Source organism: Spiroplasma endosymbiont of Andrena trimmerana (assembly GCF_964019575.1).
In the GTDB taxonomy this organism is placed as follows: Bacteria; Bacillota_I; Bacilli_A; order Mycoplasmatales; family VBWQ01; genus Spiroplasma_E.
In genome coordinates this window covers 1,418,149-1,429,952 of sequence record NZ_OZ026455.1, presented here as the reverse complement: position 1 = coordinate 1,429,952, position 11,804 = coordinate 1,418,149, and the positions used below count along the sequence as shown (strand labels likewise).

20 protein-coding genes are annotated in these 11,804 nt (G+C 22.3%); 2 read left to right on the top strand and 18 right to left on the bottom strand.

The window, feature by feature from the left end; genetic code table 4:
• The first annotated feature begins 397 nt into the window (after positions 1-397).
• Positions 398-1,348 carry an IS30 family transposase gene (locus AACL03_RS08510; protein ID WP_339038665.1) on the top strand — a complete coding sequence of 317 codons (951 nt, stop codon included), beginning with the start codon at positions 398-400 and terminating at the stop codon, positions 1,346-1,348.
• A 123-nt stretch (positions 1,349-1,471) separates the two neighbouring features.
• Here AACL03_RS08510 and AACL03_RS08505 read toward each other — a convergent pair whose 3' ends face one another.
• From AACL03_RS08505 to AACL03_RS08475, 7 genes are read right to left on the bottom strand one after another with little or no spacing between them, the layout of a single operon-like run.
• Positions 1,472-1,594 carry a hypothetical protein gene (locus AACL03_RS08505; RefSeq protein ID WP_255495924.1) on the bottom strand — a complete coding sequence of 41 codons (123 nt, stop codon included), beginning with the start codon at positions 1,592-1,594 and terminating at the stop codon, positions 1,472-1,474.
• Between the two features lie 4 nt (positions 1,595-1,598).
• On the bottom strand, positions 1,599-3,296 hold the full coding sequence (locus AACL03_RS08500) for a hypothetical protein (RefSeq protein ID WP_339040059.1): 1,698 nt from the start codon (positions 3,294-3,296) through the stop codon (positions 1,599-1,601).
• Positions 3,297-3,299: 3 nt separating this feature from the next.
• Positions 3,300-5,018: a hypothetical protein gene (locus tag AACL03_RS08495; RefSeq protein ID WP_339040058.1), complete on the bottom strand. Its 1,719-nt coding sequence runs from the start codon at positions 5,016-5,018 to the stop codon at positions 3,300-3,302.
• 14 nt (positions 5,019-5,032) lie between these two features.
• A complete protein-coding gene (locus AACL03_RS08490) occupies positions 5,033-6,217 on the bottom strand; it encodes a hypothetical protein (protein WP_338957325.1) in 1,185 nt (394 codons plus the stop codon).
• An 18-nt stretch (positions 6,218-6,235) separates the two neighbouring features.
• Complete coding sequence (locus AACL03_RS08485; protein ID WP_339040057.1) at positions 6,236-6,613, bottom strand: hypothetical protein; 378 nt, start codon at positions 6,611-6,613, stop codon at positions 6,236-6,238.
• A gap of 17 nt (positions 6,614-6,630) precedes the next feature.
• Complete coding sequence (locus AACL03_RS08480; RefSeq protein WP_281748210.1) at positions 6,631-6,816, bottom strand: hypothetical protein; 186 nt, start codon at positions 6,814-6,816, stop codon at positions 6,631-6,633.
• A gap of 1 nt (position 6,817) precedes the next feature.
• Positions 6,818-7,006 (bottom strand): hypothetical protein, encoded by a 189-nt coding sequence (locus AACL03_RS08475; RefSeq protein ID WP_174481134.1) that lies wholly within the window; start codon positions 7,004-7,006, stop codon positions 6,818-6,820.
• Between the two features lie 134 nt (positions 7,007-7,140).
• Here AACL03_RS08475 and AACL03_RS08470 point away from each other — a divergent pair, with 134 nt between their 5' ends.
• Complete coding sequence (locus AACL03_RS08470; protein WP_339039091.1) at positions 7,141-8,091, top strand: IS30 family transposase; 951 nt, start codon at positions 7,141-7,143, stop codon at positions 8,089-8,091.
• Positions 8,092-8,129: 38 nt separating this feature from the next.
• Here AACL03_RS08470 and AACL03_RS08465 read toward each other — a convergent pair whose 3' ends face one another.
• The 11 genes from AACL03_RS08465 to AACL03_RS08415 all read right to left on the bottom strand — a co-directional run bounded on the left by AACL03_RS08465 (position 8,130) and on the right by AACL03_RS08415 (position 11,803).
• Positions 8,130-8,288, bottom strand: a complete 159-nt coding sequence (locus AACL03_RS08465) for a hypothetical protein (RefSeq protein ID WP_174481559.1) — start codon at positions 8,286-8,288, stop codon at positions 8,130-8,132.
• A gap of 16 nt (positions 8,289-8,304) precedes the next feature.
• The gene (locus tag AACL03_RS08460) at positions 8,305-9,132 is read right to left on the bottom strand and encodes a hypothetical protein (RefSeq protein WP_339040056.1); all 828 of its coding nucleotides are present in this window, start codon (positions 9,130-9,132) and stop codon (positions 8,305-8,307) included.
• Between the two features lies 1 nt (position 9,133).
• Positions 9,134-9,331: a hypothetical protein gene (locus AACL03_RS08455; RefSeq protein WP_338979823.1), complete on the bottom strand. Its 198-nt coding sequence runs from the start codon at positions 9,329-9,331 to the stop codon at positions 9,134-9,136.
• 12 nt (positions 9,332-9,343) lie between these two features.
• Positions 9,344-9,580, bottom strand: coding sequence for a hypothetical protein (locus AACL03_RS08450; protein ID WP_338958883.1), 237 nt, complete (start codon positions 9,578-9,580; stop codon positions 9,344-9,346).
• Positions 9,580-9,714, bottom strand: coding sequence for a hypothetical protein (locus AACL03_RS08445; protein ID WP_338956809.1), 135 nt, complete (start codon positions 9,712-9,714; stop codon positions 9,580-9,582). The genes AACL03_RS08450 and AACL03_RS08445 overlap by 1 nt, the downstream gene beginning before the upstream one ends.
• A 144-nt stretch (positions 9,715-9,858) precedes the next feature.
• A complete protein-coding gene (locus AACL03_RS08440; RefSeq protein WP_338956806.1) occupies positions 9,859-10,014 on the bottom strand; it encodes a hypothetical protein in 156 nt (51 codons plus the stop codon).
• Complete coding sequence (locus AACL03_RS08435; RefSeq protein ID WP_339040055.1) at positions 10,014-10,175, bottom strand: hypothetical protein; 162 nt, start codon at positions 10,173-10,175, stop codon at positions 10,014-10,016. The genes AACL03_RS08440 and AACL03_RS08435 overlap by 1 nt, the downstream gene beginning before the upstream one ends.
• A gap of 3 nt (positions 10,176-10,178) precedes the next feature.
• Positions 10,179-10,472, bottom strand: a complete 294-nt coding sequence (locus AACL03_RS08430) for a hypothetical protein (RefSeq protein WP_338956800.1) — start codon at positions 10,470-10,472, stop codon at positions 10,179-10,181.
• Positions 10,462-10,938, bottom strand: a complete 477-nt coding sequence (locus AACL03_RS08425; RefSeq protein WP_339040054.1) for a hypothetical protein — start codon at positions 10,936-10,938, stop codon at positions 10,462-10,464. The genes AACL03_RS08430 and AACL03_RS08425 overlap by 11 nt, the downstream gene beginning before the upstream one ends.
• A gap of 8 nt (positions 10,939-10,946) precedes the next feature.
• Positions 10,947-11,150: a hypothetical protein gene (locus tag AACL03_RS08420; RefSeq protein WP_339040053.1), complete on the bottom strand. Its 204-nt coding sequence runs from the start codon at positions 11,148-11,150 to the stop codon at positions 10,947-10,949.
• 134 nt (positions 11,151-11,284) lie between these two features.
• Positions 11,285-11,803 (bottom strand): hypothetical protein, encoded by a 519-nt coding sequence (locus tag AACL03_RS08415; protein WP_338956794.1) that lies wholly within the window; start codon positions 11,801-11,803, stop codon positions 11,285-11,287.
• Between the last annotated feature and the right edge of the window lies 1 nt (position 11,804).

Genomic DNA, 11,804 nt, shown 5'->3' with positions numbered 1-11,804 from the left:
TAAATAATTTTAATTTAACTGTTAAATTATTAATTTCTTGTTCATCATTAATATTAAATGTTTTACTATTTAATAAATCTTTATCTATACTTACTAATATTTGAATAAATTTAAGAATATCAATATTAAATTGTCATAATTTTTGTTCAATATAATTAATAGTTGAAATATTTACTGCTGTACTTTCAGGTACTGATTGTTGTGCAGATTTCTTTTGACTTGGTATATGAATACCACAACGTTTAAATATTTCATTAACATTTCAATCATATATATCAGTTAAATTTTTACCTGCTGAGTTATACTTGTAAGTGCAAGTAAATAAAATTGCAAAAAATTCTCATATAAAAATTTCATAATGCTAAATTTAGTTTAGAAAAAAGTAAGGAGTTTTTATATGAGTTATAAACATCTTGGCATAGATGAAAGAATTTATATTGAGAATCAATTGAAATTTAAATTTAAAATTAGTGAAATAGCTAAAAATCTTAATCGAAGTATTAGTACTATTATTCGAGAAATTAATAGAAATAAAGATAATAATCATTATTTTTCATTAATTGCACAAAATAAAGCTGAAAATCGAAAACAATCACATATTAGTTTTCATAAGTTTAAAAATAAGAATTTAGTAAAATATGTACAACAAAAATTACTATTAGGTTGATCACCTGAACAAATTTATGGCAGAATTAAAAATTTTCATAAAGAATGAGTTATTAGTTTTAAAACAATTTATACTTGAATTTATTTTGGAATGCTTGATAAAGTTACTAGTAAAAATTTAAGAAGAAAAGGTAAAAAACGAAAATCTAAAGAAAATCGTGGCAAGTTTAATGGTAAATCAATTAAAGAACGAGATATAAATGTTAATGATCGTATAACACTTGGTCATTGAGAAGGAGATACTATAGTATCATCACGAGGTAAAAGCAAATCATGTTTAATAACTTTAGTTGAAAGAGTATCACGATTTACTTTAGCAATATTAGTTAAAAACAGAACTACTAAAGTTATTAATAAAAATGTCAGTTATTATTTATCAATTCTTCCTAAAAACATTGTTAAAACTATTACTTTTGATCGTGGCAAAGAATTTTCAAATTGACAACAACTTGAAAAAAATTTAGATGTAAAAATTTATTTTGCCAATCCATATTCACCTTGACAAAGAGGTACTAATGAAAATACTAATGGTTTAATTAGAGAAAAATTTCCTAAAAAATTTATTTTTTCAAAAACTAATAAAAATGAAGTTCATAAATTTATATTGTCTTTAAATCAAAAACCGAGAAAAATACTAAATTATCTTTCACCAATCGAATATTTGGATAGAAAAATAATTTAGTTGCACTTACCTTTACAATTTAGCTTTTATTATTTAAAAATTTTACTTTTTCATTTTGATTATCACTAATATTACTTTTATCTTTTCTAAAAAATTTACCTAACATAATATTCACCACCTTTCTTAAAATATTTGATTAATTTTTAATATGATTTTTACAATGATAAATATAATTAAACCTGCTGTTGCTGATGATAAAATTACTCCTATTAAACCTAAAATAATTTTTATAATTTTAAAAAACATAATATTATTCCTGTAATTCTTCTAATTTTCATACATTACCTTTTAAATTACCTTTTCCAGTATAAATAGTAATCCATTTTGCATGTTGAACTGATAAAATTACTATATTAGTACTATCATTAAAGGTTTGTATTTGTACACCAGCAATTTTTTTATCAGTTATAATAAATTCTTGAATAGTATAAACTGGATTATATATACTTCAAGAATAATAAACTCTATAATGTTTATTTTCTTGAAAATCATAAGTAATTTGTCAATTATCTCATTTATTTTTCTCTCTTGTTCCTACATCTTTTCAATTTGAACTACTTGGACTTGGTGTTGGAGGAATATCTTTTAATTCAATATCTCAATTATTTTCTTCTATTTCATTAGTTTCTAAACTTTTTGAATTAATTTTTATAGGTTTATTTATATTAATTACACTTGGTGAAGTAATATCTAATGTATTACTTTTAATTCTATAAATTTTATTATTTGTCTTAGGCTTATATATTTTAGTTCCTAGTTTATTTCCATCTAGATTAGTTACTATTCAAGAATTACCATCAAAATATGATAGTATTAATTCATCATTTTCGGGTTGGACACTTAAATGAGCTTTAATTTCATTAGTAGAATTTGAATAATAACCTGCTGAATCAATAGCTACATTATGGGCTGTTGGTACTGCACCATAAAAGAAAAATACTCCTTTATGTCCTTGACTGTTTGACATATTAGGTGACCAAAAAATTTGATAATATGTATTTCTTGTTAAAATCATTGATTTTTGTTCTTCTCATTGTGGATTATTTAAAAAATCTTGTGGTGTTACTAAATAAGAACTTACAGATATTACATTATCTTCTGTAATATTAATGCCATGACCAGTACTTAATTTATTTTGTTTAGTATTAGTTAAAGCTGTAATATTTTTTTGTTGTTTAGCAGAAAAATCACAAGTTGGAGCATGTGTATAATCACCAATTTGTGGATTATTTTGTAATGCTTCTGGTGGTAATGTTCCAATTTCATCAGGTCAATCTAAAATCATTGTTTCAGTTTCTTTATCGTAATCTGTTGTAACATAACCTTTATTAATAAATTTACTAACAGGACCTCTATATATTTCATTTTCATTATCATCAACTAAATCATCATATAATTTAATTTGTTTTAATAATGTAAATTCTTTTTGTTGTTCAATTAATTCATCAACTTGATTTCTAGTATAAAATGCTTTTAAGTCAATTTTTTCAACATCTATTTCATCATCATTATAACTTGAAAATATTTGTTTTAATTCAGTTAATCTTGCTCATATTTTCATTCTACTAGGTGCTAAATCTCAAACATTAATCGTAGGAGTACTATTTGCACTAAATTGACTACCATTATTAAATTGAATAGTAGCATCAACATTAAATTCAATTGGTGTACGATTAAATACTCAATGTTCAACCATAACATAAACCATATCTCTTAATGTTTCTTTAATTAATTCATCTTTAAAACTATCAAAGGGAAATTTAGATAAAATAAAATCAAGATAAGCATTAATATCATTTTGAGCACGAATAGCAAAAGTTTTAAATCAATCATTAACATTAGGTCATGTTTGTATGTATTGCTGTGGAGTTTCTGTAATTTTTCCAGTTAATGGATATCAGTTATTATAATTTTCAAGACTGACACCAGTTCAAAGTTTATTAATCATAATTTATCATTCCTTAAAAAATGCTTGTTTATAATGATGAGTATGTTTTTTTGTTTTTCTATGTGTTATATGTTCAATTTCTTTTTGTATTTTATTTTTGTTTTTTCTTAATTTTTTCTTACTTTTTGCTATAACTTGACTATATGCAAATTTTTCTAAATGATGTAATAATCCTGTACCAAATAAAGTATTAACTGAAAATTTTAAACCAACACTTTTAAATGATTTATTTACATTTTCAATAGGATTATTAATAACATTTACTACTTTATGATAAGTTCTTACTATTCTAAATATTTCTCTATATACTTTAAAACTATCTCTAATTACTTGTTGAACCACTGGTGGAGCAAATGCTATTGCTTTTAATCATTTATTATGATTAACACCATAACCAATGTATCAACCACTATATCAACGATATCAATGGAATGGATGTATTTGAGTAACAAAAGTTTCTGCTTTAAGAATACTATCAACAACTGTAATTGGTTTATATTTAGTATTGCGATGATAAATAGTAATTGCACATTTATCTAATGACAAAGGTTGAATTTTACAACCCATAAATACTGGTGAATTTAATGGAATTAATTGTGCATGTTTAATTGCTCTTTTTTCTGCACTAGTAAATAAATCAGTTGCTTTTTCTTTTAATTTATTAATTTTTTCAAATGCTTGTTTTTCTAACTTTTCAAATTTTTCTTGTAATTTATATATACTTTCTCTTATTTTTTCAAAATATGGTGTATCTTTTCAAAATTTATTTAAACCTTTTTTTAAATAAAATCTAATATCAAAATATTTAAAACTTTGATTTGCTTTTAAAACAAGTTGATGAATAACATTATTTTTAAAATTAAATTTAATAGAATTAGCACGAATTTTTTGTAAATCTAAAATTAAAGTTTTTCCATATCTATTTTCTGAATGTATTGTATGAACTAAATTTAATCAATCATGTTGGTTCATAGATAGTACTTTTTTTAAATCAGTATTATATTTTTTTAAAAAGTTATTTGTTTTTTCAATATCTTTGATTTTAAATTTTAGAGTTAATTGTGGACTTAATTTTATTAATGTATTTTGTAATAATAAATAATCTTTTAATTCTTGTGCTTCTAATTTTTGAAAATTATTTTTATATTGTCTTTCAGCAACATAACCTAAATCTCGTAATACTGTTTCACGATTAGGAGTAAAACTATAATTCATTAAATAACGTTTATTACCAATAATTTTATCTGTTAAAATTTCTTTTCCACTTACTTGACTAATAACTTCTTGTAAATTTTTGGATTCTTTAATACCAACTTGTTCTAATGTTTTAGTTTTTTGTGCTAACTTAATAAATTTATTTGTACGATAACCACGACTAATTTTATTCAGTCCAGCAAATGCAGGTAATATATTAAAAAAAGTATTTAATTTTGTTACATTTCCTTTTAAATAATCATAAACTTGATTAATAGTAAAATCAGTTAAAAATTCTACACCAACAGCACTAATACTAGCAACTAAATCACTTGCACCTAATCCAAGGGCTACACTTTCACTTAATCCACCAGTAAAAGGAGCAAGTGCTACTGCTATAACTTGTACACCAATCATTTCTAAAATTTCTCATCAAAAACTTTTATTTTCTTGTTGGTTACTTGTTCTAGTATGTTTTGGTTTATTTATGTTTAAAAGTATTGCTGTACTAGTTGTACCAATTGGCATGATATTAATTTCCTTTATTTAAGAGTTATTTTAATTGGATTTGTTGAACCTTTATAATTTAAATCATTAACATTTGAAGAAATAACTATGTATAAGTCACCCGCTTTTTGTTTTTGATTACTTACATTAGTTTTTCCTTGTGCATCACTAAAATATTTAATAGTTGGATTTGTTAAATTTGGATTTAATGATTTAAGTTCATTAGTACTTTTTATTTGTGTATTTAATTCACTATTATTGTTATTAACATTTGCAGTAATATCAATTGTTAAACTTGTAATTTTAGTTTTTAAATCAGTTTTTTCTGTTTTAATAACTCCACATAACATTCATCTTGATGTTGTTTCATTATTAGAAATATATGGTATTGCTTCTCCAACAACTTCACCAGCAACTTTATATGCTCTTCCTGCTTTATCATCTTTAATAAAATCTACATAAATAACTGTATTTTCTATCATGTATCTTTTCATTGCTCTTGGTGTTGCTAAAATAAAGGTCATTAATTGTTGTTCATTTTTATCATTAGTAAAAATCATATAGTCATCAAGAACGATTTCACATAATACACCTTTTACATATAAATTATTTCCATTTAAACGTAATTGTTGTGCCAACTGATTATCGGTAATTAAACCTTTATTATCTGCTAAATAAACTAAACTATCATAAAGACCATTAGTAATAAAAAATTTACTATTTGCAATATTTCTAAATTGAAACAAAGTATTTCAAGCAGATAACATTGATTTTAAATAGCCTACTGGTGTTGTATCTTCAATATCAATTTTAGTAGCAAATTTTGCAATTGCTTGTGTATCATCAATTGCCAATTTATCTGCTAAATCATTTGCAACTTCATATTGCATACTATCTAATAAATTTTGTCCATTATTTGCTTTTAAATCTACATCTGCAATAATTTCTCCTGCAAGATATTTTTTAGTTATTTTTTTACTAATTTTATCTGTATCAACATATGGTAATTCATATCTTTTACTTTTATCATCCCAAGCAATAATTTTTACTTCCGGTTTTTTTGGTTTTTTAACAATAAACTCAATATTTACTGAGTCAACAATTTCAGTAGGAAAAAAGTTTGCCCATGGACTATTTGAAATTTTAAAAAACTCTATAAATTCTGGTGCTTCTACTAATCTCTCTGTATTGTCTAAATTTTGATTAAATGGTACTGACATTTTATTTTTTCCTTTCGTTTATAAATAATTTTTCTTTTTATAATTAATTAAAAAATTTTCTTTATCATTTGTTTTATTATTAATAATTATTTGTTTATTACCACCTGTATTAATTGTTTGTTTAAATACTGGTTGCTCTTTAATCATTTTTTTAATAGTTTCTTCAATTTTTGAATTTTCTAAATTATTAGTTTTAAATTTTAAATAATCATAAAATTCATTTTTAACTTGATATTTTTTAAATATATTAATTATTTCTTTTTCTTTAATTTCTTGATTAAGTTTATTTAATTTATTTTTTGCTTCATTAACTTTATTTTCTATTTCTTGTGAAGAAGCATTATTTTCAGTTAAAGGTTCAGTTGTTTGTTGAACATTATTTTCATTTTCTAACATTTAACATTCTCCTAATCTTATCCTAATAATCAATCTTTAACTAATTGTGGCATTTCGCTTATTAATTTTTTATAATCATTAACTGCATTTTCTAATGTATCAATATCAGAAAATTTAAAACAATTATCAATATGTAAATCAAAATCTCTATCAATACTGATATCTTGTTTTCTATATTTTTCATTAAATTCAATTTTTGTCATATTATTTTTCTCCTTTATTAATCTTTTCATTTAACTTTGCTAATTTTTTTTGATGTTTAATAATTTTGTTATTTGCTCTAACATGTTTTGGAGTTGTGATAAATCTTTTTAATAAAACAATAATTTCTCTACAAATTAATGTTCCAACACTTGTTCCAATAATTATTAATTCATGTAAAAATTCTTTCATTTGAATATTTTCCTTTCAACTATTTATTTTGCTGAGTTATACTTGTAAGTGCAAGTAAATAAAATTGCAAAAAATTCTCATATAAAAATTTCATAATGCTAAATTTAGTTTAGAAAAAAGTAAGGAGTTTTTATATGAGTTATAAACATCTTGGCATAGATGAAAGAATTTATATTGAGAATCAATTGAAATTTAAATTTAAAATTAGTGAAATAGCTAAAAATCTTAATCGAAGTATTAGTACTATTATTCGAGAAATTAATAGAAATAAAGATAATAATCATTATTTTTCATTAATTGCACAAAATAAAGCTGAAAATCGAAAACAATCACATATTAGTTTTCATAAGTTTAAAAATAAGAATTTAGTAAAATATGTACAACAAAAATTACTATTAGGTTGATCACCTGAACAAATTTATGGCAGAATTAAAAATTTTCATAAAGAATGAGTTATTAGTTTTAAAACAATTTATACTTGAATTTATTTTGGAATGCTTGATAAAGTTACTAGTAAAAATTTAAGAAAAAAAGGTAAAAAACGAAAATCTAAAGAAAATCGTGGCAAGTTTAATGGTAAATCAATTAAAGAACGAGATATAAATGTTAATGATCGTATAACACTTGGTCATTGAGAAGGAGATACTATAGTATCATCACGAGGTAAAAGCAAATCATGTTTAATAACTTTAGTTGAAAGAGTATCACGATTTACTTTAGCAATATTAGTTAAAAACAGAACTACTAAAGTTATTAATAAAAATGTCAGTTATTATTTATCAATTCTTCCTAAAAACATTGTTAAAACTATTACTTTTGATCGTGGCAAAGAATTTTCAAATTGACAACAACTTGAAAAAAATTTAGATGTAAAAATTTATTTTGCTAATCCATATTCACCTTGACAAAGAGGTACTAATGAAAATACTAATGGTTTAATTAGAGAAAAATTTCCTAAAAAATTTATTTTTTCAAAAACTAATAAAAATGAAGTTCATAAATTTATATTGTCTTTAAATCAAAAACCGAGAAAAATACTAAATTATCTTTCACCAATCGAATATTTGGATAGAAAAATAATTTAGTTGCACTTACCTTTACAATTTAGCTTTTTAATTTTTAATTATTCATCAAATTGACCACCATTAATTCTTTCAATCATCGATTTTGAATTACTTATAATGCTTACTAATAAGGCCATTTCTTTATTTAACTGTTCCATTCTCTCTTTATATGTCTGAATTTCATTATTATAATATTCAATTAATTTTTCTTTATTCATAAATTATTCACCTCCTTTATAAACTCATGTGATTATAATCTCAATTTAATGAAGCATTATCATGATTTAATGGCACTTCGCTCATATTATCACTACCATAATATTGACTTGCAGTTTCACTATTAATAGTAAATCTATTATCATTAATTAATCTTGTAGCTTCATTTGTAAATGGTGTTTCTTGCATTTCTTGATTATGATGTATAGTTTCAATAGGTAATAAATTATGGATTATTTCACTTGCACCAGCAACTATGGTAGGTACTGCATAAGCATTCATAAAATCATTATTTATACCCATAGCAACACCACTTGAAATTAAACAACCACCAGTAGCCATATTACAAATTTTTCTTATTGTTTCAAATTTATTAGGTATTAACTCAGTTAATCCACTAATAAGATTTGATATACCATAAGCATTTAAACTAATATATGTATCTCAATCCATTAATGACTGATTTTCTTGCTTGTTTAATAGTAATCATGGTGGACCTTCTGTTGTAGTTGTAGTAGTTATTGGAATTGGTGTTGTTGGAATAATAGGATTAATATTGTTTTCAGTTCATTTACTATAATTTGCTAATCCAATTGTTCCTAAACCTAAAATAATTTTTTTAGAACTATTAATTAATTTAGTTTTAGTATTTGGTCTTTGATTTAAATTTCATATATCTAAACCTAATTTTTTACCAAATAATAAACTATTAATTGAACCTAATACTGGATTTGCAATTACTTGACCATAATAAGCACTTGTACCAATCATTGCACAAATTGGACTTAATCCAGTTCTAATTAATTTAGTTAAAGTATAATTTGATTGATTTTCTATACTTGGCATTTTATTCTCCTTTAATTTGTTTTAAATCATTTAATAGTTCTATAAATTTTTTCATCTCTTTTGAATGATAATCAATGCTTCAATAATCATCATTTCAATTAAAAATTATATGTGTATCTGAATGTAAAAATTCAACATTATCAATAAAAAATAATTTTTCATCTACATTTCATTTAATTAAAAATTCGCGTTTAGTCATATTTAATCTCCTTTAATTTTCTAATTTTTTAATTGTTACTTTAATTCAACCTTGATAAAAATCATTATCACCAACTATTAATGCAACATTACTTTCTGGGTCAGAAACAATTATGTGTTTGGATTTAACATTTGGGTATTGTCTTAAAATAATTGCTCTAATATCATTACTTGTATGAATTGCTTTTGGAAATGGTGATAATATTTCAATTTCATCTTTATTTTCAAACAAAGTAGGTAATATTATCATTAGTCAAATTCACCTCTTTCAAGTCTTATAATTCAGTTTTCTAACTCATAAAGTTTGGATGAATATTCTATTAATGAATTATTTAATAAATCTATTCTTTCTTTCATAGAAATAATTAATTTTTCTTTATTCATAATTTAACTTTTCTTTTCTAACTCTTTTATTTTGTTTTTGTTTACAAAAGTTATTACATTTATGTGCATAAAATCTACCATAACCACATTTATTATTCTTTATTACTTTTAATAAAATTAGGAATTTTTAATTCATTTTTATTATTACTCATTATCAAATTCTCCATTTCTTATTAATTCAAGTAATTTCATAATTCTTTCTGGTTTATCATTTTCATAAGAATAATCACAACAATCACAATGATGTACATTAATATTTCATTCCTCTTCAATATAATCAATTAATTTTTGTTTAATCATTATTTTTTCTCCTTATTTTTAATTTTATTAGCAATTTCACTTAATATTTTTAATACTTTATATTCATTTTTTAATTCTTTAATAATAAATATTAAAATTATTATTAGTGTTATAGATGTTATTAATATTGGTATTATCAATAAAATTTTTCATAATATCATTTTTTACTCTTTTCATTTTTTAAATCATTTAACATTGATTGAACAAAATGCACGATTTTTAGGAATGTTTAAAGTGTTAAAGATTTGACCAGTTACTAAAATTTCATCATTTTTGTTTAATAAAATACAGCGTCTATAAAGTTTTGGGTTATTAAAAATTAAAGTAACATAATTTAATCCATTTCATTGACCACGAACACTATAATATAATTCCTTATTACCTTTTTCGTAATATTTTGCTTCAATAGTGTTACTCAGTTTTACTTTTAATTTGACATAATTTTCTTTATCTTTCATTTTTAGAATTCCTTAAATAATTATCAAAAATCAATATTTTCTTATGATTTTTTAAATAATATTGAAGATGCTTATAAGCATCTTGTTCATGTTTTGTTAATTTTATATTTCCTTTATAATCTGTTATTTTATTTTTATTTTTTGGGTGATTTTCGAAATAATCTCAGTTAAAAACATCTTGAACTAATACCATTAATGCACCAATAATTTTAGGTGTTGATAATGGATTAGTTAATAATTGTTTTGAACTTAAAAAGAAATTTTCTACAATAACTAATATTTTTTTATCAATAAATTTTTCTTTAATTAATTGCAATTTTTCTTTATACATATTTTTAGTTCATAAAACAGTTAATGTATTAAATGTTTCATTAAAAACAATATTATTAGTTTCACTTGAATATATAACCATTCCATTATTACCAATTCCAGCAGGGTCAATTCCAATAATTAAGTCATATTGCATTAATTAAGTTAACCTCTAATAACCGTTTTAATAATTTTTAAATCACAATTACATCAACAATATTTACATTCTTCAATAAATTCTTTATGACCACAAACTAAATTATCTTTTTTTAAATCATCAATCAGTTTAATTAGCCCTATTTTAAATTCAATATCATCACTGTCTGGTATGCAAATCGTTTCTCTTTTAGTTAAATATTCTTTATCCATATTTATACCTCCTAATTAACTTAATATTTAAAATACAGTCATAACAAATTGCTTTACTATTTTTATCTCTTAAAAAATATTTTCTTGTTTTTATATCATTAGTATTAAAGAATAAATAATCTAATTTATTTTGTTTACATGTTCAACAAAAATACTTTTTCATTATGATTTGAAATTTCCTTATAAGAAGTAACTATATAATTAATTGCTAAATCATTATGCTTATATGGATTATTTATTTTAAAACCTTTTCTGTTTTCTTCTCACGTAATGTTATATTTAAAACAAGGATTAGTAATTTTAGTTTTGTTATCAGTTATTTCACCCATAAATCAACTATTATGCTGTTCATAAAATGTTAATGGTTCAAGTTTTATATCATTAAGATAATATTCTTTTGGAGTAATTGGTTTATTAACAGTTATTTTTTGGTCTTTAATATATGGTTCTAATAATTTTATTAATTCATTACCACTTAATTCTCTTTTAATATTTTCTAAATTAAAAACTCAATATGTGTAACTGTTATCAACAATAAAAGAATTATTTTTAATCATTCATTTTGGAAGTGATAATTTATATTCAACATAATCAATAAGAATAGATTGTGGTTTATCTTTAACAATTTGTTCTTTTTTAAATTCTATTTGCATA